Annotated in this window: 24 protein-coding genes; 10 read left to right on the forward strand and 14 right to left on the reverse strand. The window is 55.8% G+C overall.

Annotation, left to right across the window (positions count from 1 at the left end; translation table 11 throughout):
• Positions 1 to 35: 35 nt before the first annotated feature.
• Both G536_RS0108565 and G536_RS0108570 read right to left on the reverse strand, forming a co-directional pair.
• Positions 36 to 686 (reverse strand): hypothetical protein, encoded by a 651-nt coding sequence (locus G536_RS0108565; RefSeq protein ID WP_022823180.1) that lies wholly within the window; start codon positions 684 to 686, stop codon positions 36 to 38.
• A gap of 137 nt (positions 687 to 823) precedes the next feature.
• Positions 824 to 2,116 (reverse strand): metal-dependent hydrolase family protein, encoded by a 1,293-nt coding sequence (locus G536_RS0108570; protein ID WP_022823181.1) that lies wholly within the window; start codon positions 2,114 to 2,116, stop codon positions 824 to 826.
• Between the two features lie 182 nt (positions 2,117 to 2,298).
• Between G536_RS0108570 and G536_RS0108575 the strand changes: the two genes are divergently transcribed.
• Entirely contained in the window at positions 2,299 to 2,559 is a 261-nt protein-coding gene (locus G536_RS0108575) for an acyl-CoA-binding protein (RefSeq protein ID WP_022823182.1), read from the forward strand.
• 93 nt (positions 2,560 to 2,652) lie between these two features.
• Here G536_RS0108575 and G536_RS26980 read toward each other — a convergent pair whose 3' ends face one another.
• Positions 2,653 to 2,922 (reverse strand): CDGSH iron-sulfur domain-containing protein, encoded by a 270-nt coding sequence (locus G536_RS26980; protein ID WP_022823183.1) that lies wholly within the window; start codon positions 2,920 to 2,922, stop codon positions 2,653 to 2,655.
• A 96-nt stretch (positions 2,923 to 3,018) separates the two neighbouring features.
• Entirely contained in the window at positions 3,019 to 3,537 is a 519-nt protein-coding gene (locus G536_RS0108585; RefSeq protein ID WP_022823184.1) for a GNAT family N-acetyltransferase, read from the reverse strand.
• A 136-nt stretch (positions 3,538 to 3,673) separates the two neighbouring features.
• Here G536_RS0108585 and G536_RS0108590 point away from each other — a divergent pair, with 136 nt between their 5' ends.
• Positions 3,674 to 4,333 carry a hypothetical protein gene (locus tag G536_RS0108590; protein WP_157530504.1) on the forward strand — a complete coding sequence of 220 codons (660 nt, stop codon included), beginning with the start codon at positions 3,674 to 3,676 and terminating at the stop codon, positions 4,331 to 4,333.
• Between the two features lie 15 nt (positions 4,334 to 4,348).
• Here the strand turns inward: G536_RS0108590 and G536_RS26985 are convergent, their stop codons facing one another.
• The gene (locus G536_RS26985) at positions 4,349 to 4,831 is read right to left on the reverse strand and encodes a hypothetical protein (RefSeq protein ID WP_022823186.1); all 483 of its coding nucleotides are present in this window, start codon (positions 4,829 to 4,831) and stop codon (positions 4,349 to 4,351) included.
• Positions 4,832 to 4,972: 141 nt separating this feature from the next.
• Here G536_RS26985 and G536_RS0108600 point away from each other — a divergent pair, with 141 nt between their 5' ends.
• Entirely contained in the window at positions 4,973 to 5,596 is a 624-nt protein-coding gene (locus G536_RS0108600; RefSeq protein WP_022823187.1) for a deoxynucleoside kinase, read from the forward strand.
• An 87-nt stretch (positions 5,597 to 5,683) separates the two neighbouring features.
• Here G536_RS0108600 and G536_RS0108605 read toward each other — a convergent pair whose 3' ends face one another.
• Positions 5,684 to 6,349, reverse strand: coding sequence for a DUF2461 domain-containing protein (locus G536_RS0108605; protein ID WP_022823188.1), 666 nt, complete (start codon positions 6,347 to 6,349; stop codon positions 5,684 to 5,686).
• A 58-nt stretch (positions 6,350 to 6,407) separates the two neighbouring features.
• Positions 6,408 to 7,253 carry an MOSC domain-containing protein gene (locus G536_RS0108610; protein WP_022823189.1) on the reverse strand — a complete coding sequence of 282 codons (846 nt, stop codon included), beginning with the start codon at positions 7,251 to 7,253 and terminating at the stop codon, positions 6,408 to 6,410.
• A gap of 456 nt (positions 7,254 to 7,709) precedes the next feature.
• Here G536_RS0108610 and G536_RS0108620 point away from each other — a divergent pair, with 456 nt between their 5' ends.
• Positions 7,710 to 8,129, forward strand: a complete 420-nt coding sequence (locus G536_RS0108620) for a DUF805 domain-containing protein (RefSeq protein ID WP_022823191.1) — start codon at positions 7,710 to 7,712, stop codon at positions 8,127 to 8,129.
• A 62-nt stretch (positions 8,130 to 8,191) separates the two neighbouring features.
• Here the strand turns inward: G536_RS0108620 and G536_RS0108625 are convergent, their stop codons facing one another.
• The gene (locus G536_RS0108625) at positions 8,192 to 9,820 is read right to left on the reverse strand and encodes a S8 family peptidase (RefSeq protein ID WP_022823192.1); all 1,629 of its coding nucleotides are present in this window, start codon (positions 9,818 to 9,820) and stop codon (positions 8,192 to 8,194) included.
• 575 nt (positions 9,821 to 10,395) lie between these two features.
• Here G536_RS0108625 and G536_RS31745 point away from each other — a divergent pair.
• From G536_RS31745 to G536_RS0108650, 5 genes are all read left to right on the forward strand, one after another.
• Complete coding sequence (locus tag G536_RS31745; protein ID WP_169515066.1) at positions 10,396 to 11,454, forward strand: T9SS type A sorting domain-containing protein; 1,059 nt, start codon at positions 10,396 to 10,398, stop codon at positions 11,452 to 11,454.
• A gap of 511 nt (positions 11,455 to 11,965) precedes the next feature.
• The gene (locus tag G536_RS32095) at positions 11,966 to 12,418 is read left to right on the forward strand and encodes a hypothetical protein (RefSeq protein ID WP_157530508.1); all 453 of its coding nucleotides are present in this window, start codon (positions 11,966 to 11,968) and stop codon (positions 12,416 to 12,418) included.
• A 168-nt stretch (positions 12,419 to 12,586) separates the two neighbouring features.
• Entirely contained in the window at positions 12,587 to 15,211 is a 2,625-nt protein-coding gene (locus tag G536_RS0108640; RefSeq protein WP_026879981.1) for a PIG-L family deacetylase, read from the forward strand.
• A gap of 102 nt (positions 15,212 to 15,313) precedes the next feature.
• Entirely contained in the window at positions 15,314 to 15,949 is a 636-nt protein-coding gene (locus tag G536_RS0108645) for a phosphatase PAP2 family protein (protein ID WP_169515067.1), read from the forward strand.
• A gap of 178 nt (positions 15,950 to 16,127) precedes the next feature.
• Complete coding sequence (locus tag G536_RS0108650; protein ID WP_022823197.1) at positions 16,128 to 17,822, forward strand: sodium:solute symporter family protein; 1,695 nt, start codon at positions 16,128 to 16,130, stop codon at positions 17,820 to 17,822.
• 240 nt (positions 17,823 to 18,062) lie between these two features.
• Here the strand turns inward: G536_RS0108650 and G536_RS0108655 are convergent, their stop codons facing one another.
• From G536_RS0108655 to G536_RS0108665, 3 genes are all read right to left on the reverse strand, one after another.
• Positions 18,063 to 18,947, reverse strand: coding sequence for a DUF2911 domain-containing protein (locus tag G536_RS0108655; protein WP_022823198.1), 885 nt, complete (start codon positions 18,945 to 18,947; stop codon positions 18,063 to 18,065).
• A gap of 93 nt (positions 18,948 to 19,040) precedes the next feature.
• Positions 19,041 to 19,580 (reverse strand): hypothetical protein, encoded by a 540-nt coding sequence (locus tag G536_RS0108660; RefSeq protein ID WP_157530511.1) that lies wholly within the window; start codon positions 19,578 to 19,580, stop codon positions 19,041 to 19,043.
• 43 nt (positions 19,581 to 19,623) lie between these two features.
• The gene (locus G536_RS0108665) at positions 19,624 to 20,619 is read right to left on the reverse strand and encodes a cation diffusion facilitator family transporter (protein ID WP_022823200.1); all 996 of its coding nucleotides are present in this window, start codon (positions 20,617 to 20,619) and stop codon (positions 19,624 to 19,626) included.
• A 298-nt stretch (positions 20,620 to 20,917) separates the two neighbouring features.
• On the opposite strand from G536_RS0108665, the gene G536_RS0108670 reads away from it, so the two are divergent.
• The gene (locus G536_RS0108670) at positions 20,918 to 21,919 is read left to right on the forward strand and encodes a T9SS type A sorting domain-containing protein (RefSeq protein ID WP_022823201.1); all 1,002 of its coding nucleotides are present in this window, start codon (positions 20,918 to 20,920) and stop codon (positions 21,917 to 21,919) included.
• 74 nt (positions 21,920 to 21,993) lie between these two features.
• On the opposite strand, the gene G536_RS0108675 is transcribed toward G536_RS0108670, so the two are convergent.
• From G536_RS0108675 to G536_RS0108685, 3 genes are all read right to left on the reverse strand, one after another.
• Positions 21,994 to 23,829 (reverse strand): ABC transporter ATP-binding protein, encoded by a 1,836-nt coding sequence (locus G536_RS0108675; protein WP_022823202.1) that lies wholly within the window; start codon positions 23,827 to 23,829, stop codon positions 21,994 to 21,996.
• 115 nt (positions 23,830 to 23,944) lie between these two features.
• Positions 23,945 to 24,421, reverse strand: coding sequence for a TonB family protein (locus G536_RS30480; protein WP_022823203.1), 477 nt, complete (start codon positions 24,419 to 24,421; stop codon positions 23,945 to 23,947).
• A gap of 59 nt (positions 24,422 to 24,480) precedes the next feature.
• A complete protein-coding gene (locus G536_RS0108685; RefSeq protein ID WP_022823204.1) occupies positions 24,481 to 25,965 on the reverse strand; it encodes a sodium:solute symporter in 1,485 nt (494 codons plus the stop codon).
• Positions 25,966 to 26,001 lie beyond the last annotated feature (36 nt).

Below are 26,001 nucleotides of genomic sequence, written 5' to 3' on the forward strand. Positions count from 1 at the left end.
TAGTAACCTGCTGCTCGATTATAACTAACAGAGTATTAGCGACCCAGCCCAATGCTCATACCCAGCGAAATTTCCAGGCCGCCGGGAGTGAAAAGGTCGGTCATGTTGCGCATGCGGGTGGAAGGCGCCATACCCGTAGACGTAGCATACAGCACTGGGTCGCCGGCAAACCGGATGCCGTAGCCCACGGTGCCCAGCAACCCCACCCGGCCCGGCTGCCAGCGCAGGCCGCCGCGCAGGTGCAGTAGGCCGGAAGGGGCCATTGTATAACTGGCTTTTTCTTCGGTGGGCAAACCTTCGTCCAGCGTGAGGTTGAACTCATCGATCCGGCCGCTACGGGAAATATTGGTCCCCAGGTACGGGGAAACGCGCTTGGCGGGGTTCACAAAATACCGAGCGCCGATGCCAATCTTGCCGCCAAAGCCAACTCCAAATCCTGCATTCAGGTCGATGTTAGGCGTAATCATGTGGGCATAGCTGAAGCCCAGGCCGCCATAGGGGCCGCCCCAGCCTAGGTCTACACCCAGCGAGGAAACCCGGTAGTTGCTTAGGTCGATGGGGCGAGCCATGAAGACAGGCTGTGAACTGGATGCCGGGGCCGTTGGCTGTGTGTTCAAGTCGGTTTGGGCGGCAGCAGGTAGGCTGGCAGCTAGCAGCAGAGCGGCCAGTAGGGTAGAGGCTTGCATAAAGTAACCGGAATGGGCTGGAAGAGTAGCAGATGAAATTATGCGAGAAAGAGAAAGGAGGATGGCTTTTCGTTGTATAGACTATTTAAATTATTATCACTGCTTCATGCAGCGTTCTGCCTCAACCCGCTCACTACCTATTCCTGCCGATACACCACGCCCTGCTTCATCACAAACCGCACCTGCTGCATCACTTTGATATCCTGGGTCGGGTCGCCTTCCACGGCTACTATATCAGCTAGCTTGCCTGGTTCTAGCGTGCCAATGTTGGCAGTTTGGTCGAGCAATTCCGCCGCCGATACGGTGGCGCTGCGGAGCGCAGCGTAAGCGGGCATACCAGCTTCCACCATGTATTGAAACTCCAGCGCATTCACGCCGTGCCGGTACACGGCCGCATCGGTTCCAAAGGCAATCTTCACTTTGGCTTTATATGCCCGCGCAAACGTGCTTTGCAGCTTCGGCCCAATAGCTAGGGCCTTGGGCGTTACCAGCGGTGGGTAGTAGTTCGGTATTTTAGCCGAGTCGGCTACCGATTTGCCCGCCGTAATGGTAGGCACGTACCAAGTGCCGTTTTTTACCATTAGGCGCATGGTTTCGTCATCCATGAGGGTGCCGTGCTCGATGCTGGTGACGCCTGCCCGCACGGCCCGCTTCATGCCCTCGGCACCATGGGCGTGGCAAGCCACGCGCAAGCCCAAATCGTGGGCCGCTTCCACTACGGCCTTGATTTCGGCTTCGCTCATTTGAGGAGCCGAGCCGTCTTTGGCCACGCTCAGCACGCCGCCGGTACTGGCAATCTTGATGAGGTCGGCGCCGCGCTTATACTGCTCGCGCACCGCTTGCCGGCCCTGGTCGGGCCCGTTGATAACGCCTTCGGCCGGGCCAGGCACGCCCATCAGGCTGAGGCGGTAGCCGTTGGTAGGGTCGCCGTGGCCGCCGGTGCCGGAAATGGTTTTGCCCGATGTAAACACCCGTGGGCCTACCACCTGCCCCCGGTTGATGGCGTTGCGCAAGGCAATATTCACGCCCGAGCCGCCCAGGTCGCGCACCGTGGTAAAGCCGGCCAGCAGCGTTTTGCGGGCGTGGTCAAGCGAGTTGAACGCTACGTCGGCCGGGTTTTCAGTGAAGCCTTTGAGCTGGTTGTCTTTGCTGGTTTCGCCTTCTAGGTGCACGTGGCAGTCGATGAGGCCGGGCAGCACGGTGCGGTTTTTTAGGTCGATAACCTTGTCGGTGGGACCGCCGGTCTGGTAGCCAGTCTGCACGGCAGTCACCCGGCCGTTTTCCACTACCACGGTCATTTCAGACTGGGGTTGGGCGCGCTCCTGGCGCATGTCCAGCAGCCGGCCGCACTGTACGTAGGTTTTCTGGGCCTGCGCGGCCGAGGAGTGTAGCAGTAGCGCCAGGGCGGCCAACAGTAGCGGTTGTTTCATGAGTGGGAGTAGTGGCTAGCCGGCACGCGGCAGTACCCTAAATAACAAGCTTTTGCAGCACTTCCACTCTCGGACTCTGTGATGTGCTAAATCTGCCAGCAACCAAAACAAGTAGGCATGCCGCCTAAAATTTCCGGTTTCGCCGTACCTTCCGCCTACTCACTCATCCACTTACTCGCTCTATGGCCACTCCCGAAGAATTTGAAGCCGCTGCCACACGCAGCAAAGAACTTCCCAGCAAACCATCCAACACGGTGCTGCTCCAACTGTATTCCCTCTACAAGCAAGCCTCCGAAGGCGACGTAAGTGGCGAGCGGCCCGGCGGCTTCGACTTCAAAGCTATTGCCAAATATGATGCCTGGAGTAGCCTTAAAGGCAAAAGCGCCGATGAAGCCCGCCAAGAATACGTTGACCTCGTCAATTCTCTGTTTCAGCAGGCATAACGGAACGTTCTAAGGCGTTCTGAAAACGCAACAAGCCCCTGCTACCGCGCGGTAGCAGGGGCTTGTTGCGTTTTAGTGCTGGCCGTAACGTGGCTAGCCCAGCGTGGTACCTGAGTTAGGAGGCGTCACGGGCGGCGTGGCGGGCTTGGGCGTGGGCAAGTCGAAGGCTACGGCGGCGTGCTCGAAGTGGCCTTTGTGCGAACCGTCGCAGAAGGGTTTCTGGTTGGAGAGGCCGCAGCGGCAGATGCTGATACGCTCGCGCCCGCCCAAGCCATACGGCTGGCCTTGAGCGTCAACTAGTTCGATGTCGGTACCCTCCACGCGGAGAGAGCCATTGCTGAGAACGGTGAGTTTGATAGACATTGTGGTGAGTGGTGAGAAGGTGAAGTGGTAAGGTAGTGAAGTGGGGAAGCGGTGCGTTTGCTACCAGAACGGCAATCGCACCGTTTCCCACTTCACCTAATGCAATTCCTTGCGCATGATGTAGTCGTTCATCCAGAAGGGGCCAATCGGAATATCTTCCTCTCGGTTGCGGGTAAAGCCCTGGTGCTCATAGAATGCCAGCGCGGGATTATGGCGATTCACGTTCAGTTCCAGCGCCTGACCCCCGGCCGTGCGGGCTGCCGCTTCTACGGCTGTCACTAGATGCTGGCCTAGTTTCTGGCCCTGGTGCGAAGGTAGTACGTATATTTTATGAAGCTTAAACACGTTGTGGGTGCCAGGCAGCCGCGAAAATGACGCGAAGCCTACCGGTTGGTCTTCAGCAAACAGCAGCAGAAACGTATGCTGATCATCGGTCATCTGGCGCTGCAACGAGGTAGGCGTGTAGATGACACGGTACATGTAGTCGATTTGCTCCTTGGAAATAATGAAGCGGTACGTGGGCTCCCAGGTGGCTTCGGCCAGCTGAATGATGGTAGGAATATCGGCCAGGTCGGCGGGCCGGATGGTAATAGCAGCAGAGGCAAAAGCAGACATAGGGTGCAAAAACGGCATTTTCCGGGGAACCACCGAACTTCACCCTGGATTTCGCCGTTTTGGGCCGGAAATTGCCTGTCGACGTATAAAAGGTCTGACTTTAGCCGTTAACAGGCTACTTCCAATCCCATTTTTTATGAAACGTCTCGTTCTTTCCGTGTCGGTTTTACTGGCTGCTTTGGCCTTGGCTCCGACTGCTTACGCCCAGCAAACCACGCCTAAACCCACCACTCCGTCCACCCAAACCCCATCGGCCATCGAGCGGGATTTGCGGGTTTTCAGCTCCTGGGTGAATGATAAGCTGGACCGCGCTGAGGCGGGGGTGCGCCGCGAAATGCCTAAAGTATCGGATGAGTTCGACCGCCAAAGCCGCCGCATCGACCGGAGTGTGGATAGCCTCTCGGCCCAGGGCAAGCGCGAGTACGCCGACCAGAAGCAGCGCTACAAAGACTGGGCTGCCCGCCAGGATAGCCTAGATGCCCGCGCCCGCCGCCCCGAAACCGCGCAGCAGATTCAGGACCGGCTGCTGGGTGAGAAAGTGGTGATGAGCCGGGTGCGCGCCAGTGAGATGCCCGATTTATACGCCCGCTTTATTGAGGCTACCCGCAGCCAGCGCCGCCAGTGGTCGGCTACCGACTGGAGTAATGCCAGCGCCGTACTCGCTAACCTGAACGGCCGCTACGAGCAGGTGCGCGAGCAGATTCCGCTGGAAGATAAAATCCGCATTCGGTCGTGGCAGGGTGAGTTCCGCACTCTGGAAGCCGCCCGCGACGCCAAAGAAGTAATCAGCAAGTAACCGTAGTTGACTGGACTAATGCAGTCGTTGGTCGCGTAGCCAAGCCAACGCAGTTTCGGTGTCATAGAATACTTGGATAGCTAACGTCTGTTTGGCGCGGTTCACAAAGTCCAGCGAGGCCAGCTGGTTGTTCAAGTCAGGCGCGAAAACGTAGGCAAAAGCCCGCAGGCCCAGTTCGCGGGCCTGCGGCAGCCACTCAAACTCCAGCCATTCCATGGCCTCCATCCAGTCGCCGGTAGAGGTTTGCTTGTCGTTGAGCACCGTCAGGCACGGTAGCTTCTGTTGAGTTTCCAGTACGGCTTGTGCCCCCGTTACCACCGTTTCGGGCGTGAGGTTGCCATACCACTGCACGTAAAGCAACTGCTCGTGTGGGTAGTACAGTTGCCGCAGCAGTGGCGCCCCGTGCGCGTCATGCAGCAACCCTAATTCCTGGAAATGGCTGTCCAGCGTATGGCCAGACAGGTGCTCGGTGGGGGAGGATAACAGCGACGCTAGCATAAGGCACAATAATTAGGTAACAAGATGAATATACTAGATAATACATATAAAAAATAGCAATGTTGGTCCCGATTTCCGATTCAGTACTTTTGCGGTTCGGTTTCAGCCACGGAGGTTAGCCGGTATTCTTTTTCAAGCGTTATGCACATTGCCATCGTCGGCAACATTGGGGCCGGCAAAACCACGCTGGCCAACAAGCTAGCCCATCATTTCAACTGGGAAGTGTTCCTGGAAGACGTCGACCATAATCCGTACCTCAAGGATTTCTATGACGACATGCCCCGTTGGGCTTTTCACTTGCAGGTATATTTTCTGAATAGCCGCTTCCGCCAAACGCAGCGAATCAAGCAGCTACAGGACACTGGCAAAGGCGTAATCCAGGACCGTACGATTTACGAGGATGCCCACATCTTCGCGGCCAACTTGCACGAATCGACGCTGATGAGTGAGCGGGACTACCAGAACTATCTGAGTTTGTTTGACTCGATGATTGACATGGTGCGCCCTCCCGACTTGTTGCTGTACCTCCGCGCCGACTTGCCCCGACTGATCAACCAGATTCAGAAGCGTAACCGCGACTACGAGAATAGCATTAAAATTGAATACCTCCAGAACCTGAACCAGCACTACGAGAAATGGATCAGCGGCTACAAGCACGGCAAGCTGCTCATCATCGACGTCAACCACCTCGACTACGTGCAGAACCCTGAGGATTTAGGTACCATCATCGAGCGGATCAACGGTACGCTGTTCGGTCTGTTTTAACCAGATAAAAGAATACAAGAAGAGGGCCGAATAGCTGCTATTCGGCCCTCTTCTTGTATTCTTTTATCTGGTCATCCTGCCGATGCTTCAGTTACTCAAACCGTCGTTCAGGAAGCGTACCAGCGGCTGCGCGGCACGGAAGGCAGCCAGTACGCGGGATACGAATTCGGGACGTAGTACGTCGGCGTCGGCGACGGGCTGCACGACGGTGAACTGTTTGAGCTGCAACCATTCCAGGTCGGGAGTGTGGCGGTCGTAACCGCGGGGCGGCCGCTGAAGCTGCTCGCCCTGCACCCCGGCTGGAAACTGCTGTTGCAGGTCGGCGGCTTCGCGCACCGCTCGAAATTCAGCCCCATTATAGTGGATTTCTTGCCGGATACGCGCCAGCCCAGCCGTATCAGGCCGCCAGATGCCGCCGCCCACCCAAGAATGGCCTTCGGGCTGAATAGCCAGAAAATAGCCGGCCCACGGTGCGTGTCGGCCGTCGCGCTTCAGGCCGGCGCCCATACGCCGCTTGTACGGCTCCGGGTCGCGCTGCGACCGGTCGTTTTTGTTGATGCGAAACATAACGTCAGCCGGGATGAGGCCGCGCACTTCCGGCTCGAAAGCCTGCAAGCCCGTCAGGACTTCCTGCACCAGAGTTGTGTAGATGGCGCGGGCCCGGTGGTAGTCGGCACGGTGTTCGTCCATCCAGGCCTTGTGGTTGTTGGCGGCCAGATTACGCAAAAATTCGAGCAGGAAAGCGCGGTCCATGAGCGGAGGAAAGAAACGGGGTGAGTGCCGCTAACGCAGTTTCCGGTTTGGCCGTTCACTAAGCTAGCTCACCAGTAGCGGGTTTCACGCTCAGAATTTCCACGGTGTCGCCGATGCGGAGCACGCCCTGGTTGGCACTGGTTACGTTCTGGCCGAACATCACCTTGTTGCCCACTGTGCGGTAGTGGGCCAGGGTGCGGAGCGGCTCCCCGGTAGGACTCTTTCGGGCGGTTTGCTGATCTACAGTGGTCATCACGCACCGTCCGCACTGCCGCACCGCTCGAAAATTCACGTCGCCGATGCGAAATTGTTCCCAGCTGTCCTCATCGAAAGCATGGCCGCCGCTGAATACCAGATTAGGACGAAACCGGTCCATGGACGCCGGCTCAGCGAGGCGAGAATTAAGTTCCTCCAACGAGCTTTGCCCAATCAGTAGAAACGGGTAGCCATCTGCAAAGCTCACGAGTTGGCCTTCGGGGTTTCGCTCCGGCTCCACGTCGCGCCGCACCATATCCGACATGTATACCAACTTGCAGGTGCTGCCCAGAGCGTCGCTGAGCCACTCGTCGGCCTCGCGAGAGCCCCGCCATCCAAATACCATATCGTCCCAGATGGTCACGAAAAGTGTGCGTTCTGGGGTGGTTTCGAAGGGAATGTAGAGCGGCAGCAAATCGGGTCTTTGGGCGTGCGTGAGCAGAAAGCCGTTGTAGGCGGGTGCCACGCGTAGCAGCGCCATGGCTGGCATCTGGCGCTGGGTCATGAACTGGTTGCGGGCATCTACCAGCACCCAACGCCGGTCGTGGCGCAGGCCCCGAGTTGTTGTTGCTGATTCCGTGAGCCGGATACCACCTAGCGACTTAACGGGATAAATATAGAGGTCCTGTAGAATCAAAGAATCAGCCATGCGGCGAAATTAGGATACTTGCGCCAATGCATCGGCTGGCACCTCGGTTATTTCTGGCAGTATAGCGTAGCGGAGGCTAGTTTCACTGAAAAGTGGCTCAATTACAGAAATGAGAATACCACTTTGGGCCATAGCAGCAAAATACTCCGTTGTCTACAGTTGCCTTGCTAATAAAAACAGAAAACAGCTGGATTGATATAGTGCAATACTATAGAAAAAAGACAGAAGTGAGGTGAGGCTAGCTGAGTTGTACAAGTGCGACGTGCCGAGCTGTTAATGAGCTTCCTGTATAGCTGATGCCGAGATTTGAAAAGAAGGGAGATAGATAAAGTTCTATTGCAGGTGGTTTGGCTATTGCAATAACAAGGGGTGACTACAAGGAAAACCGGAAATGGCGTGGCTTTTGGCTGTAATTCCGCCACGACCTGATTACTATACTACTTAACACACCCTATCGTGATACAATTACCTGCTTTCCTCGAAGGCCGCCAAGGCCGTCTGGCTTATGGGGCGCAACTGCTCGTTCTACTTCTCCCCCTGTTAGTTGCTTATCCGCCTGCCGAAACGGCCAGCTGGGTTTATATTCTGTTGGCTACGCTCCTAGTTATCGTGTGCACAGTGGCGGCGGCCCTGCTGGCCGTGCGCCGCTGCCACGACCTGGGTCTGAGCGGTTGGCACACGCTGCTGCTTATTATTCCGGGCTTGAACCTGCCGGGGCTGATGCTGCTGGCTTTGCTGCCGGGCCAGCCGGTCGCCAACCGCTGGGGGACTGCTGCGCCCGTCAGTATCCGTAAGTCGCGCCTCAGCCTCGATGGATACTATTTCACGGCATTGCGCTACCTCCGGATAGGGCTGGTTCGGACGATGGCTCACTAGCAAAAAAGCCCGGCGTACCTGACAGGCACGCCGGGCTTACCAACGACGGGCGCTGGTACAGCCTACGGATTCTGGCTGGCTGCTAGCTGTACCGCTTGGTACAGGTTCACCAGCCCACCTGTGTTCGATAGTTCGGCGAAATCCACTTCCAGGTTGGTGCCAGGCTTCACCACTTTCGTGTGGTATACCACCGCCGATTGCAGAATAATGCGCTTGAGGTCAGTGGCAGTCAGCTTCGGGAAGTACGATTTCAGGACGGCCGCCATGCCTGCTACCACCGGCGAGGCCATACTAGTGCCGCTTTTGTTGCCGTACTGCTGGCCGGGTAGCGTCGAGTAAATCTGATGGCCGGGAGCAAACACGTCTACGTTCTTTTTGCCGTAATTGGAAAAGTCAGCCACTAAGTGGTTGTCGTTGAGGCGAGCGGCGGCACCCACAGTTATCATATTGGGCACGCGCTTACCGCTCAGGTACACTGGCGACGGATATTCCACGTTCGTGTCGATGTCCTGGCCTTCGTTGCCAGCGGAGTGTACCAGCAGCACGCCCTTCTTTTCGGCGTACTGAATAGCGGCATCTACGGCTTCCCGCTGCGGTGAGTAGTACTTACCGAAACTCATATTGATGATGCTGGCCCCGTTATCCACGGCGTAGCGGATGGCGTTGGCCACATCTTTGTCTCGTTCGTCGCCGTTGGGTACGGCCCGCACGGCCATTAGGCGTACGTTGTCGGCCAGGCCCAGGATACCCGCGTTATTGGTACGGTCGGCCCCAATGATACCAGCTACGTGTGTGCCGTGGCCGGGGTCGGGGCCGTGCGTGTCGCGGTTGCCGTAGAGCCGGTCGGTGGTGTTGGTGGGGTCGTCGCCGATGATGGTAGCGCGCGGGTTGAACTTGGGGTTCAGGCTGTAATCGAGCAGGTTTTTGCTTTGGTCCATGCCCTCCTTCATATCAGTCACCACCGACTCTAAATCGGCATAGCCAGCGGCCCGCAGGTTGGCATCTAGGCCCTGAACGGCACGTTGTAGGTTGGGGTCGGTGGGCTGCAGCCGGCGCAGGGTAGCCGTATCGAGTCGGGGCACACTCAAAATCTCCCGTAGGTTGTCGGCCATGGACTTGCTTTGGGTGTAGCTCTCATTCAGCGACTGGTACTGCTGGGTGTTTTCGGCTATTTTGTCAGCCTGGCTGCGCTTTACTTTCTGATACAAGTCGTACTCAGCGCGCTTGGCGGCTGGAATGGCCGTCCGAACTTTGCCTTCGTAGAGCGGCTTAAGCCGGGCTAGCAGGCGAGTGTCTTCGTAAGTGTCGACATCCACGTTGCGGCCGTCGGCGCTGCCTAGAAAGTTCCAGCCACGCACGTCATCTACGTAGCCATTCTTGTCGTCGTCTTGACCGTTGCCCGCAATTTCGCGCGGGTTGGCCCATAGCACGCGCTTCAGGTCCACGTGAGCAGTATCAATACCGGCGTCAATTACGGCCACTACTACCGGCGTCGATACCCGGTTTTTCAGCAACTCCTGGTACGTACGCTTGGCACTCACGCCCATAACGCCGTCGGCAGTTGGGTCGAGCAGGTACCATTGCGGAGCCGGAACTTCAGGCTGCGGCGGGGTAGCGGTTTGGGCGGTAGCCAGCACCGGCAGCAGCAGCGCAATGCCGAGCAACTGCCGGCGGAAAGTAGGAAGAAGCATGATAGAAATAATCGGTCAGAAAGCACAAGTGTACGCAGCCTAACAAAATCTGGCCCGCAGAATTCAACTGCGCATTACGCAGCCAGCAGAATTAGGCCTACAGACTATTTTGAACTCTGTGAAGATGCATGGCCTTTAAAATGTGCCATTGGGTACAGGGATAGGACAAACTTTGAATTTTTACAATGGGTGCAATTTTTTCCAAAAAATACACCACCTAGAATTGATTTTTAGTAATTTTGCAGCACTGAATCAATACAAAATATGGTTCTGCTGGAAACTGACGCTACGCTTGAGGAAAGAGGGGTACGGTAAATGTTCTGTTGCGCGTTCTTCTATTCTCTGAGTTTGTAGCACTCACGTTGTATGCTGCCTGGTGGCAGCGCATGTTCTCCTATACCCACAATCCCATCTTCTCTACTCTAGAAGGAATGAAACACAATCTACCATTTCGGCTTTCAACCGCTAATCATTTCAAAAGTGCCCACAAGCTGGGCGTGCTTCTGGTTGTCCTGCTATGTGCCCTTATCCCTACTGACTTGCTAGCCGGTTCAGGCATTTGGCAGGGCTTTGTTGTGCTGAATCAAAAAAATACTCGCGACATTTTTTATGATCTGAACCCTAGCACTCAAACCGGTAATAGTGACTTCAATGGGGTGTCGTTCGGTGATTTCAAAACCAATGAAAAGTTTACACTCCGGGGTGGCGAAATCAAGACGTACAAGAACAACCTGAGCGACGTGCTGGATGGCAACTTGCGTTATCGGGTGTATAAGGCTGGCGCTGATGGTGGCCGGTTTGAGACAATCAACTTGCCTTACAACGGAGAATTGTACAACCCAGAGGCGAGTCCTACCAACTCGATAGGTGACCAGCGGTGGCAGCAAACTAACGCCAACGTTGATTTGATTGCGGGCCTTGCCACTGGTAGCTACGTGCTGGAAGTATATATGGACTCCCGGTACAATGATTACAATGCCGGCGGCCCAATTGGGAGTGGTACTAACTACTACAGCAACGGTGGTTCAAATTTCGTGGCGTATTTCACGGTCAGCCAAGGCCCTTTGCCAGTTGCCCTCACCCGCTTTGTAGCTCAGCGCCAAGAGAATAACGTAAAGTTGAGCTGGGAAACGGCTTCTGAGCACAACAACCGTGGCTACGAAGTGCAGGTATCTACCGACAGCCGCACGTTCCGGGCACTGAGCTTTGTTCAGAGCCATGGTGACGGCACCAGCACCGCCCGCAACACGTACAGCTACCTCGATACCGAAGCCAACAAAGCTGGTGTGCGCTACTACCGTCTGCGCCAGGTTGACCTCGACGGCACCGAAAAATTCTATGGCCCGCAAGCCGTTAGCTTCAGCAAAGCTGGCTCATTGGTGGCATTACAGGCTGTTCCAAACCCTTTCAATAGTGAGCTGACTTTGAGCTTGCCATCGTTGGGAAACACCCGCACCGGCACTGTGGTTCTGACCGATATGATGGGCCGTACGGCGCTGAGTCAGCCGCTCACACTAGCTGCTGGAGTTGATGAGGTGCGGTTACCCGCACTAAATAATCTGCCTACTGGTATGTATCACCTGCGCCTGAACCTGAATGGCGAGTTGCAGACTATGAAGCTGCTAAAAAAGTAATATCTGCTAGTCGTAAATGAAAAGTCCTCCCGATGGGAGGACTTTTTTTGTGCGTAAGATTGCCCGATGAGAAGTAGGTTCTGTTCGTTATGTAGTTGGAAAAAGATTCAGGGTGAAGTGCCTGTCATAATCCCTGCAGCTTTAGCGTTATCTATGCACAACGGCGCTCAGTATGAGAATTATCTGTCAGCTTCTGTTAGTAGTGCTTACACTGGTTGCTCGTACCACCTATGGCACAGCTCAATACCCAGATTATCTAATATATAAGGGCGACACTCTGCTTCTGTATTCCAACCCTCTGGAAGGGTGGCTGGATAAGCTGCCCCGGCGGCCGAAAGAACTGGAAAGTAATTCTACTGCCTGCTGGCGCGGATATTATGCTACCTGGTTGCTAGAAAATAACCAGCTTTTTCTACTGAGTATACGCCCCGGCTGCAACAGCGAAAAAGCGGTAATCCCATTGCGGCGCTGGTTTCGTCCGGATGCTCATGGGCGGGTAGCTGCCACTTGGATGGACGGGAAGTTGACTGTGCCATTGGGCAAGGTGCTGCACTACGAGCACATGGGTTATGAAACTATACACGAAAAAGATTGGCGGCTGACTTTTCAGCGCGGCCGGCTGGTCGCACAACGCACCTACCAGAACCGGGTGGGCTGGATGCCGGATGAAGAGTTTGTGGCGCAACTTCACCGAGCCATCAATTGGAGCAGCATACCCGAACAGCCAGCTGCATCGTGCCGGGTGCTGGTGGAGTTTTCACCTGATAGCACTGGTAAACATTGTCGTGTACTTATTAGAAGAGGCTGTGGCAATCCTTATAATGCAGTTGCTTTACTGGCCGCTCAGCAAGTTGCGCGCCGCAACTGGGGTGCTACCTACCACTTTGGCCGTTGGCGCCCAATGAAATGGACGGCTCCTGTAAATTTCAGCGAAGAAAACCGCCGTAAGTACGCCCGGCGCTGAAACGGCTAGTACGGCTGCCCAGAGCTAAACATACGTAGTCTTTGTTGCTTGCTGAAGGATAAAACAACTGTTGCTAACACCTTTGCGGACATCTCCGCCGTGACAATTCTGCAACCTGTTCGCGCCACCAGTATCTTTAGCCCTTCCGTCACGCTTCCGACTTACCGAATGCATTTCTCTCGACTTCGCGCCGCTTTGCTGGCTGTCATACTCGCTCACTCAGTCAGTCACTCCTTCACTGCCCAGGCGCAGGCTCCCAAAACGTACTCATCGTCGGAAATTCTGCTAGGGCTGAAGAAGCTGAACGTGCTGGGTTCGGTGCTGTACATGGCGGCTCACCCCGACGACGAAAATACCCGTTTGATTGCCTATATGGCCAACGGCCGCCTGCTGGAAACCGGCTACCTGAGCTGCACGCGCGGCGACGGAGGTCAAAATCTAATCGGGCCGGAATTGCGCGAGCAGCTCGGCGTAATTCGGACGCAGGAGTTGCTGGCAGCTCGCCGCATTGATGGGGGCCGGCAGTTTTTCACCCGCGCCAACGACTTCGGCTTCTCGAAAACCTCCGACGAAACCTTCACCATCTGGGACAAAGAGCAGGTGCTGGCTGATATGGTGTGGGTGATCCGGCAGCGTCGCCCTGATGTGCTCATCACCCGTTTCCCACCCGACCCCCGCGCCGGCCACGGCCACCACCAGGCCAGTGCCATCCTAGCGGCCGAGGCCTTCGATGCCGCCGGCGACCCGAAACGGTTTCCCGAGCAGTTGAAATATGTGCAGGTGTGGCAGCCCAAGCGCCTGTACTGGAACACCGGCAGCTTCTTCGTGAAGCCCGGCGAGAGCATGGACGGCTACCTGAGACTTGATGCCGGCGGCTACAACCCGCTACTGGGCCAGAGCTACGGTGAAATTGCTGCTCGCAGCCGCAGCCAGCACAAAAGCCAGGGCTTCGGCTCATCAGCCACCCGCGGCGAGGCGCTGGAGTATCTGCAATACGTGAAAGGCGACAAAGCCAAGTCCGACCTGTTCGAGGGCATCGACATGACTTGGAACCGGGTGCCCGGCGGCGCGGCCGTAGGGAAGCTGCTAGACGAGGTGATTCGGAAGTACGACGCGGCGAATCCGGCGGCCAGTGTAGCAGGGCTGTTGTCAGTTAGAAAGGCGCTGGACGCTTGGGGTGTTGCGTATGGAGGACGCCGGACGGAGCAACCAGCTTATTTTTGGATAGAAGCAAAACGTCAAGAAGTTGAAAAACTACTTCAGGCTTGCTCAGGCTTGTATTTAGAAGCAGTAGCGGTGGAGCCTAGCGTTGCTTCGGGCCAAACCGCCCAAGTATCTGTCACGGCCCTGAACCGCTCATCAGTATCTGTTGGAGTGGTAAGCATTGGGGCAAGCGGATTCAGCCAGCGAAACGCGGTTAACAAAGATCTGCTTGCCGGCCAGACGCTTACCCAAGCCCTGAGTCTGCCACTAGGCACCCAAGTGCCTGCGTCGCAACCCTATTGGTTGCGAGAGCCAGGCACAGTAGGGATGTATGCGGTTCCTGCTCAGCTAGTGGTAGTGCAAGAAGAGCTTTCCTCTCCTTCGGCAAGCAAGGGGCTGCATTCTTCGGACAAAGGCAGCCAGCGGATGATTACTCAACAGCAGCTGGTTGGAAATGCTGAAACACCAGGATTCTTAGCCGTTGATGTGGTAGCAACAGTGCAAGGCGCACCCGTTACGTATCAGATTCCGGTCCAGTACAAAAGTACCGACCCAGTGGAAGGGGAGAAGTACCGCCCGCTGGCGGTGGTGCCGCCGGTGGCCGTGAATATTGGTGGTCGGGCCTACGTGTTTGCCGACAACCAGCCCAAAACTATTCCCGTGACCTTGCGTGCTGGTAAGGCTGGTGTGAAAGGCTCGGTGGCCCTCACGCTGCCGACTGGCTGGAAAGCGGAACCGTCGAGCTTTAACTTCGATATTGCCAGCAAAGACGCCGAGCAGACTGTCCAGTTTCGGGTGCAGCCCGGTGCCGGAGCTCAGGAAGGCAAAACGGATTTGCGGGCTGTGGCTACCGTGGATGGGCAAGCGTACTCACGGGGCTATCAAGCCATCGAGTACAACCACATTCCCACCCAAATCCTGTTTCCCGAAGCCGTGGCTCCGCTGGTGAAGCTGGACCTCAAGCGCAAAGGCCAGGAAATCGGCTACCTGATGGGAGCCGGCGACGAGGTGCCCGACGCCTTACGGCAGATTGGCTATAACGTCACGCTACTCAAGCCCGAGGATATCACCGAGCAAAACCTGCGCCGCTTCGATGCCGTGGTGCTGGGCATCCGGGCCTACAACACACTGGACCGGCTCAAAACGCTTCAGCCGACGCTGTTGAAATACGTGGAAAACGGCGGCAATATGATAGTGCAGTACGTGGTAGCTCGCGGCACCGTGATGGGGCAAATCGGACCGTATCCGCTCACCCTCTCCAACGACCGGGTGACGGTGGAAAACGCAGCTATTACGTTCCTCAAGCCTCAACAGCCGTTGCTTAATACGCCCAATAAGATAACCACCAAGGATTTCGAAGGCTGGGTGCAGGAACAAGGCCTCTATTACCCCTCGCAGTGGGATGCCAAGTACCAGCCCGTCATCAGCAGCCACGACCCTAATGAGCCCGCCAAGGAAAGCGCCATTCTGGTTGCCGATTATGGCAAAGGCCACTACATCTACACCGGCCTCAGCTTGTTCCGGGAGTTGCCGGCTGGTGTGCCAGGCGCGTACCGCCTGCTGACCAACATGGTGTCGTTGGGTAAGTAGACAAGACGCGCAGGCTAATCCTTGAAGCCAGCGTAGCCCAACTTCATTCACTTATGCGCTATGTTACCAAGGCGTCAGTACGGCTATTCATTTCTTGCTGGGTTGCTTGCACTGTTGGTCGCGCCCATTTTGATTTGGTGGGTGGACGAGCCGCTAGCGGAGCTAATGCATGGGCAGGGAGGCTTTCTTAAGACATTCTTTGCTGAAGTAATGTGCCTGCACGATGCCTTTATAGATACAGTGCTGATGCGGCAACCACTGTACTTGTGGCTGGCACTTCTACTTCTGTTTTGCATTACGCGCCTGCTGCGGCAGCGCCACAGTACCATCTGGCTGGTAGCCGTTCTGACTTTAGTAAGCAGCCAAGCCGTACGCAACTTGTTGGCGGTCTATTTCAACCGGCCGCGGCCTTTTCAGGTGTTCAGTCAGCTAGGGCTTGGTGCTTATTTCTGGCAGCCGGTGGGGCAGTTCGATGCTTTTCCGTCGGGGCATGCTACCGGTGCGGCAGCTTTGCTGTTGCCTTGGACGCTACGGTTTTCAAAGGCCCGGCCATGGCTGCTAGGCTGGCTGGGACTGGTATGTCTGGGGCGGGTGGTGCTGGAGTACCATTGGCTCAGCGACGTAGTAGCCGGAGCTTCCATTGGGCTGCTGCTTACTTGTGGATGGGAACTGGGTACGTGGTGGCTGCGGCCTGTTTCACCGGAGAAGGTTGAGCTGGTAGCTGCCGGTGCAACCTGAGACTGTATCTTTCGCCATTGCCAAACTATTACTTACCAACCGTGTCAAACTTCCCTCAGCCATCTGAAGTCGATAAGCCTCCACTGCTGCCTTCGTGGCAAACCTGGTATTGGCTGGTGCTGGGGGCATTGATAGCAGAAGTGGGGATTTTCACCTACCTCACTCAGCATTTCACCGCATGAGTTTCCTCGATTGGCTGGTATTGGGCGGCACACTGCTCTTTATAGTGGGGTACGGTACGTGGCGCACCCGCCGCGCCGACCACACCATGGACTCTTACCACCTCGGCGACCGGCAGGCGCAGTGGTGGGGTATCGGCTTGAGTATCATTGCCACGCAGGCCTCGGCCATCACCTTTCTGAGCACTCCCGGCCAAGCCTACGACGACGGCATGCGGTTCATTCAGTTCTATTTTGGCCTGCCATTGGCCATGGTGCTAATTGCCATTTTTGCCGTCCCAATCTATCAGCGGCTTCAGGTGTTTACGGCCTACGAGTATCTAGAAGGCCGTTTCGATAGGCGGACTCGCACGTTGGCGGCGCTGCTGTTTCTGGTGCAGCGCGGTTTCAGCAACGGCCTCTCGTTGTACGCGCCGGCCTTGGTATTGTCGGCTATTCTGGGCTGGAACATCAACCTCACGGTGTGGCTAATGGGCGGGCTTATGATTTTCTATACGGTGGTAGGCGGCAGCCGCGCGGTGGCCGTTACGCAGCAGTGGCAAGTGGGCGTTATCTTCACGGGTATGGTGGTAGCGGGTTACCTGCTGGTGCACTACCTGCCAGCCGATATGGGCTTTACCGACGCCATGCAGGTAGCTGGAAACCAGGGCAAGCTCAACCTCGTCGACTTTCATTTTGACCCCAACGACCGGTACAATTTCTGGTCGGGTATGACGGGCGGTCTGTTTCTGGCCCTCTCATATTTCGGCACCGACCAAAGCCAAGTGCAGCGCTACCTAGCCGGCCGCAACATCACCGAGAGCCGCCTCGGGTTGCTCATGAACGGGCTGGTGAAGGTGCCCATGCAGTTTGGTATCTTGCTGATTGGGGTGCTGCTGTTCGTGTTCTACCAGTTCAACGCGCCGCCACTCACCTTCAACCGCCCCATCCACGACCAAGTAGCCGCCAGCCCCACTTACGGTCCGCAGCTACAGGCTCTGGAGCAACAGCACGCCACGCTGTTTGAGGCCAAGCGCGCCGCCACCACCCGCCTTGTGCAAGCCCTACGCACCCACGATGCTACCGAGCTAGCCGCGGCTCAAGCCCACCTGCAAACCACTAATGCCGCCACCCGTGGCCTACGCACCGAAGCGCAGGCCTTGCTTAAGCAAGCCGCTCCCTCCGCCGAAGCTAAAGACACCGACTACGTATTCCTGACGTTTGTGCTGCGCTACCTGCCGCAAGGTTTAGTGGGGCTGCTGATTGCCGTGGTGCTCTCGGCAGCTATGGGTTCGGCAGCCTCAGGGCTTAATGCCTTGGCGTCCACTACCGTAGTGGATTTGTACCAGCCAAGCCGGCCGCACCTCACGGGCACGCAGTGCGTGCGGGCGTCGCGGTGGGCTACCGTTTGGTGGGGAGTATTGGGTATAGCCTTCGCCACGTTTGCTGCCCGCCTCGAAAACTTGATTCAAGCTGTGAATATATTGGGGTCCCTGTTCTACGGCACCATTCTGGGTATTTTTGTGGTGGCGTTTTTCATGAAATTCATTGGGGGGAAAGCCGTGTTCTGGGCCGCCATTCTGGCTCAACTACTCGTGCTGCTGCTGTTCTGGCGCACCGACGTTGGCTACCTCTGGTTCAACATCATCGGCTGCGGGCTGGTCATGCTCTTTGCTAGTCTGTTGTCTTTGAACAGCCGCCGAAAAGTAGCGTGAACTATCGCTGGAAGTGGAATACCTACTTGCTAGGTACTGAAGCTGTTTGCTTGTTCTGTCCTTTGTAGGCACCAAGGACAGGGCCAGCGAGTTCCTTACTGGATTTATTGCAAAAAGTAAACCTCATGCCATGCTGAGGTTGGGAAGGTTCCTTATCCTATACAAATCAAAAACGCCTCTTGCTACAAGCAAGAGGCGTTTTTTGCATGGCAGTAAGCTAATGCTTATGCTACAGCCGTTCTATTTGGCACCAGCCTTTTTGGCTTCGGCAATGATATCGTCGTTCATCTTCACGTAGTCGGCATTTTTGGCGGCCAAGGCCAGGGTGCGCGACTGGGTGGCGGAGGTTAGGGCGCCTTTGGCGTCCTTCATCTTCATCCGAATTTTAGCTTCGGTGTGCACATTCCAGAACTTGGGGTCTTTCTCGTTGGCTTTCTGCATCCAGGCCAGGGCCTGCTTTAGGTCCTTGTTATTGTCGTAGTAATAAACGGCAGCGGCGGAGAGGTCGTTAGCAGAAGGAGCGGCGTTCTTGATGACTTTCTCGTCGATCTGGGCCATCACCTTGGGGTCAACATCGGTGGCCACTTTGAACTTCACACCCGTAGTTTCCCAGACCATGTCCACGTTGGCCGTGGCGCTGGTCAGGTCGGAGAAGTTGACAGTGAAGGTCTCCACTTTGGTAGCGGTTTTGTAAGGCTTCACCGTAAAGATGGCCACGTTATCGGCGGCTTTAAAGCCGTCAACATCGGCGCCCTGCTTGGTGCTCTTGTTGAGTACAATAGCCCAGGTAGCTTTGCCAGGTACACTGTAGAGGCCATATTCGCCGGCCGCCACCTTCTTGCCTTCCACCGTTACGTCGTCGGAAAACTTAATGGTAGTGGTAGAATTGGCCCCGGTGCGCCAGCGCTTACCGTTAGGTACAATGGCCTTGGTGGTAGAATCGCCGAAGATGGTGCGGCCCTTGGCGCTCGGGCGCGAATACGTGATGGTGATGTCGGTGAGGCCAACACGCTGCTGAATTGTGCTTTTGGGGCTGGCCGCGGGGGTGGCAATCTGGGCGTAAACAGCTTGGGGAGCAGCGGCTAGCAACACCAGCCCGGCAGTAACAGAAAAAAGAGCTTTCATGGAAAGGAAAAGTGAAACGATGATGAGCGGCCCAAAAGTAATGAAACCCGCGTTGGAGCGCGGGTTTCAGTTGTGCTATTTGAAAAGTAGTTGCTACACCTCCACAACCGGAACGCCAGCATGCCTCACCAGGCTCAGCAATTGCTCAGGCGTGTTAGGCGTTTGCACCCGGCGCAAATCCACGTAATAGCAGGCTACTTCAGTTGGATAGAGTAGCAACCAGTCGGGCCGCACCCACACGGCCCGGCGCACTGTGTGCCAGCGTGCCTCGAAACAGCCGTCGGTACTTTGGCTACGCAGCATTTCGGCGTCGAAAGAAAAGTCAACGGGTATGTGTAGAGCAGTGTTTTTGACGTAGCCGCGCCGTAGCTGGTAACGCACCAGTTGCATTCGGAACAAGCCATAGAGCACACCTACCGCCAAAACAGCCACCGTGCTCCAGTTGCTGACATACCCGGTCCGGACTACATCCAGTGCCACGCTTATACCAAGCAGAAGCAGGGCCAGCCCCAGTAACCCATGGTTCAGTTTAGTACGGGGCCTTTTCCGCCACAGCCGAAAGTTGACGGCCACAAATTCATCGGCTGTCATCGTGACGTGGGAAACGAGCAGGAGAGGGGCAGGTGGTGTCAAAGGCAAATGGCCGTTTAGAAGAGGTCTTGGTTCCGTGAATTAGCTACTCCAACTCCGCCAACTGGTGCCGCTCGTTTTTCACGGTGTTGGCCACCGTCCAAGGGATTTCGCGGCTGAAGGGATGTTGCCGAACGGGGCACTCCGGCATGTGGCAGTGCGAGCACGCCGCAAACGTGCAGGGGTCGGCGTGCACAAACATTTCGGTGTCCACCTCGAAGCGGGTTTGAATGAATTCTTCGATGCGGTGTACTTCGGTATGCACTTCTTCTAGGCTGAAATAGTAGGGTAGCGTCACATGGCAGTCGATGTGTAAATCGGCGCCGTAGCGCAGCACGCGCAGGTTGTGCACGTCAATCCAGGCAGGCTGGCGGTGCTGCTGCAACTCCTGAATCACACTGCGTATCGTTTTCACGTCCGATTCATCCATGAGCCCGGCCACCGACTTGCGCAGCATCCGGTAGCCGTTCACCGTGATAAACAGCCCCAACAGATAGGCCGCAATGGTGTCGTAAATAACATTGTTGGTAAAGAACACCAGCGCCAGCGCCACGCACGATACAATGGTGTTCAGGGCATCAATGTACAGGTGCTGCCCGTCGCCGACCAGCGCTACTGAGTGCAGCCGCTTGCCGGCCCGCACCAAGATGAAGCCCACTGCCAGGTTTACTATAGCTGTAGCTGCCAGCAGCCACAGGCCCGAATCGGGGCGGGCTACTATATGGGGGTGAAACAGCGTTTTGGTGGCGCTGTAAAAGATGTAGCCCCCCGCAAATAAAATCAGTCCGCCCTCAAAGCCAATAGACAAATATTCCACCTTGCCGTGGCCGTAGGGGTGGTTTTCGTCCTTGGGCAAGCTGGCCAGATAGATGCTGTAGAGCGCAAAGCCACTGGTAAATACGTTGATAATAGATTCCAGCGCATCAGTCAGAACAGCTTGCGAGCGGGTCAGGTAATAAGCGTAGAATTTCACCAGTACCAGCACAATGCTCACTACCAGTGAGAGTAAGCCCAGGCGGTTTTTGGTCGTGGCAACAGACATAAGCAGGAACCACCAGCGGAATGAAGCTGGCGAATGAGGGAAACGCGAAAAAAGCGGAAAAGGTCGCGCTGAGGTGGTGCGAATCTGCAAAGCTAGGGCCCACGAGTGGAACTCAATAGCGCAGAGTTGAACAAATAACACAGATACCCTTTATGGGTGAAAGGGTTGGATTAAAAGAGGCTTAAATGCAGAATTAAGATGATAAATAGTCCAAAGCAGTTAAATAAAATACCTGCGTATTTATATATGTAGTTGTTTTTTCTACTTTGGGGTATCCAACAACCCTTTACTGTACTGTATGAAAACAACTTTTACTCGCTCTATTAAACTAGCTCTTTTTGCCGCCGCCGCTTTGGGTGCTGCCACTGTGGCGCGTGCGCAGTCGTATGCTCCCGTAACGGTTACCGGCTTCAACCAGGATGTGGTAGCTGATGCTACGGGCACTACGCTGGTTTCTACTACGTATGATGTAGATGGTAGCAACGGCGCCGGTTATAATTTCATGGCGCCGAGCTTCGTTACTCCCTCCGGCGCAACCCCTACGCGGTTTCTGCCTGCCACAGGTGTGGTTACTAGCGCTCTTACTACGGGCCTGACCTACCAGTTGGCTTCATACTCAGCCAATAACTCGTTGCGTTTGCCACTTACCGGGCTTGGCACGGCGGCTAGCGGCACACTCACGTTCAGTACTCCCCGTACGGCCTCTGTTGTATACGTACTGGCTACTTCGGGCGGCGGCATTAGCAACGTTACACCTACTATCACCTTCACCGACGGTACCACCCAAGTATTAGGGTCGCTACTTGTGCAGGATTGGTTTGATGGCAGCAGCCCCGCCGCCACCGGCTTGGGCCGGGTAAGCCGCAACACGGCCAGCACCATCGAAAACCTGACCACTAACCCTCGGCTGTATCAATTGCAGCTGGCTGTGTCGGCGACAAACTACGCCAAGCCGATTCAGAGCATCACGTTCAGCAAGGCGGCAGGCAGCACTTCGGGTGCAGCCAACATCATGGCTATCAGCGTAGCCGCTACCCCATTGGCCGCGCGCAATGGCTTGCCCCAAGTAACCATGCAGGCGTATCCGAACCCAGCTACTGATGCCCTCACACTGCAAGTAGACGATGCGCAACGCACAGCCACAGCGCAATTACTGGACCTGACAGGCCGCGAGCTGCAAACCACTACCATGAAAAATCAGCAGGCTGTTTTCTCAATGAGCAGCTTGGCCGCCGGCGTATACATGGTGCGCTACCGCAACGACAGCGGTAGCAAAACCATCAAAGTAGTGAAGCAGTAGCTTGCTGCTACTGGCAACGAAAAAGGCCCCGTAGTATCTGCTGCGGGGCCTTTTTGCGTAGAATTCAGTTTTTGTTAGCTCAACTCAAACTGCAACTTCAGCAGGTTGGCGTAGAGGCCGTTGTCGTTATGGGCCAACTCGTCGTGGGTGCCTTGTTCCACAATGCGGCCACCATCGATAACCAGAATTTTATCGACTTTGCGGATGGTGCTCAGGCGGTGCGCAATAATGATGCTGGTACGGTGCAGCATCAGCTCGTCCATGGCGCCTTGTACTAGCTTTTCGCTTTCCGAGTCGAGGGCTGAGGTGGCTTCGTCTAGAATCAGAATGGCTGGGTTTTTCAGGATGGCGCGGGCAATGGCTACTCGCTGGCGCTGGCCGCCCGAGAGCTTCACGCCCCGGTCGCCTACCACCGTATCAAGGCCTTCGGGGAAAGCCGAAATAAATTGCCAAGCATTGGCCTGGCGGGCGGCAGCAACAATCTGCTCGTCGGTGGCTAGCACGTTGCCGTAGGCAATGTTTTCGCGTATGGTGCCACCAAACAGCAGCGTCTCCTGCGGTACGATGCCGATGTGGCGGCGTAACGCAGTGAGGTCGTAGTATTGCTGAGGCTGCCCATCAATGATAATTTCGCCGCCGCTCAGCTCGTAGAACTGCATCAGCAAACTAGCAATAGTGCTTTTGCCCGCACCGCTAGGCCCAACGAGGGCAATTTTCTCGCCCGCTGCAATGTGAAAGCTAATGTCACGTAGCACCGGCAAATCAGGGCGTGTGGGGTAGCGGAACGCCACGTTGCGGTACTCGATATTGCCTTGGATTTGGGCGGGTACCAAGCCCACGGGAGGCTTGATGTGAGTAGGTTCCGAGGGTTCGTCCAGAATTTCCAGGATCCGCTCTGAAGCGCCCAGAGTACTTTGCACTTTGCCATATAGCTCGCCCAAGCCTGCTACGGAGGCCCCAATGAAGATGGTGTAAAGGGCAAACTGCGTCAGGTCGCCAATCGTCATCTGGCCCGATTGTACCAGCGTGGCCGCCCGCCACAGCACCAGTATGATACCGCCGAACAGCCCAATAATTACGAACGACACGAAGCCGCCCCGGTAGAGGTTGCTTTTGAGAGCGGCCTGCACCGTGCGCGTAAGCGAAGAAGTGTAGCGGCCCGTCTCGAAATCTTCGTTGGTGAAAGCCTTTACCGAGCTAATGCCCTGTAACGTTTCTTCTACAATGACATTGGTTTTAGCTAGCTCGTCCTGGGTAGTTTTGGCCAGCGTCCGAATCTTGCGCCCGAACACCATCGCCAGCAGCACAATGGGCGGAAACGTAAGCAGCATGAACAACGACAGCTTCACCGATACCACCATAATAAATACCACACCTACCAGCAGCGTCATTACCTGGCGGAAAAGCTCGGCCAAGGTGATGGAGAAAGTATCTTGAATTACGCTCACATCGGAGGTGATGCGCGAGGTGATGTTGCCGACTCGGTTGCTCTCGAAATAGGGAATAGGCAGGGTCACAAACTTGCGGTAGAGCGCCTGCCGGATGTCGCGCACCGTAAACTCGCTTACCTGCGTCAGAAACCAGATGCGGCCAAACGAAATCAGGCCCTGCAACAGAATCAGCACGGCGAAGCCAATAGCAATCTGATTGATGGTTACAACAGTACCGTTGGGTAACTGAACCGGATGGCCACTAGCCGTATCAGCCAGCTTGCCGATAATCCAGGGGAAAGCCATGGTAGTGGCGCTGGACAAGGTCAGGAGCACAATGCTCAAGATTAGCTTGCCCCGGTAAGGCAGCGTGAAGCGAAAAATCCGCAGCCCCTGTTGAAAGGTTTCTTTATTCAGTTTGGGTTTCGGCGCATCCGAGGCTGCGTCGTTGCCACTGGTATTCAATCCACTTCGGGCCATTCTAGGTATAGAAGGGAGAAGCAAGAACCAAGAAAGGAGACAAATGGATGCTCCTCCAAATGAAGGGCAAAGGAATGTCGTGCTTCTCAGCGCTTAGTTCTCATGTCTTAAATCGTTATTGAAATTTCGTTTTACCTTGCTCTACTTTCAAAATCTGAGCGTTGCCGAACGGTACCGGCAAGCTGATCTGCACTGGTACTGGCTGGCCTTTGCGGGTGGCTGGTTTGAAGGCCGGTAGCAGTGCCACCACCCGTAGTGCCTCCGCATCCTGCGCCGTAGATAATGACTGGGCTACCACCGGGTTAGTCAGGCGGCCATCGGCTTCGATAGTTGCCGTAACCACTACGTTGCCAGTAGGACTATTGACGCCCGGCGCCTCTGAATACTTGATGTTTTCCTGAAAAAATGCACCCAGCGCGGCCGCGCCACCCGGAAACTGCGGCGCTACATCGGGGCGATTGGCGGCGGGACGGGCTTGTGCCTGCATCCGGCCGGCTTTTAGCTCGATGGGTTGCTTGGCCGGAGTAGATTGCTGCGCCTGGGTTAGCTGGCCGCAAGCTACGAGCAGCAACATGAAGAACAGATGTTTCATAGGGTCGGGTTTGCGCGCAGTGCCACGTAAAGGTACGCACGCATCCTCCTAAACACGCCCTACGCCACGGGGTTCAATTCGGTGGCAACTCGGGGCCGCGAAATTGCCAATAGTCCAATAAAGGTGAGCAGCCCGTTGAGAATCAGAATCTCGAAGCCAAACTCGTAACCCCACCAGGCTTTGGAATTGGCATTGATGAAGTAGGTAAGCAGCGGCGTGAACAAACACACGGGCAGCACTAGCTTGTCGTGGAGGCCACGGCTGGTGAAGATGCCGAACGAGTAGAGTCCCAGCAGCGGCCCATAGGTGTAGCCCGCCGCCTTAAACAGTGACGTAACTACGCTCTGGTCGTTGATGGCCTGGAAGATGAGGATGATAACGATGAGCACCAGCGAGAATCCAAAGTGCGTGAGTTGCCGCACGCGGGTCTGCTTTTTCTCCTCGTACTGCTTGATGTCGAGCATGTCCACGCAGAACGAGGTGGTGAGGGCCGTCAGGGCCGAATCGGCGGAGGCGTAGGTAACGGCAATGATGCCCAGGATGAACACAACGCCCGCAAACAGCGAGAAATGCTCGGTGGCCAGCAGCGGAAATACTTTGTCGCCGATGACAGCACCGGTGGCGGGGTTGATAGGTAGTGCTATGCCTTTAACCGCCGCAAACTGATACAATAGCACCCCCAACGACAGGAACAGGATATTGACGCCAACCAAAGCAATGGTAAACCAGAACATATTTTTCTGGGCATCCTGGAGGTTGCGGCAGCTTAAGTTTTTCTGCATCAAATCCTGGTCGAGGCCGGTCATTACAATGGTAATGAAGGCCCCGGAGGCGAACTGCTTCCAGAAAAACTTGCCGTCTTTGGGGTCGGAGAAATAGATCTTCGACATCGAGCTTTCCTTCACCGTTTTCACTACCCCGGCAAAGCCCAGGTTCAGCTCATCGGCCATCAGATAGATGCTCACCGCCACACACACCAGCATGGCCATGGTCTGGAAAGTGTCGGTCCAGAGGATGGTTTTGAGGCCGCCACGGAAGGTATAGAGGTAGATCAGGAAGATGCTGACCGACACGGTGACGGCAAACGGCACGCCTAAGTCGTTGAATACGGCCAGCTGCAACACGCCCGCCACCAGAAACAGCCGGAACGCCGCACCTACGGCCCTGGAAATCAGGAAGAACAAGGCGCCGGTTTTATAGCTCCAGAACCCGAAGCGCTGCTCCAGATACGTGTAGATACTCACCAGCCGCAGCCGGTAGTAAAGTGGCATCAGAATGGTGCCAATTACCAAATAGCCAACGGTATAGCCCGCCACTACCGCCACGTAGCTCCAGCTTTCCGACGCCACCATGCCCGGAATAGAAATGAACGTGACGCCCGATAGGGAGGTGCCAATCATGGCAAACGCCACCATGTACCAGGGGGCGTTGCGGTTGGCAATAAAGAACGATTCGCTCGTGGCTTTGCGCGAGGTCAGAATCGAAATGATAATCAGTACAACAAAGTAGCCCGCAATCAGGCTGAGAATGAGGGTAGGGGACATGGGTAGTTAGCTGTTAGCTTTTGGCTGTTAGCTGAT

It is taken from the genome of Hymenobacter norwichensis DSM 15439, from assembly GCF_000420705.1.
GTDB classification, from domain to species: Bacteria; Bacteroidota; Bacteroidia; order Cytophagales; family Hymenobacteraceae; genus Hymenobacter; species Hymenobacter norwichensis.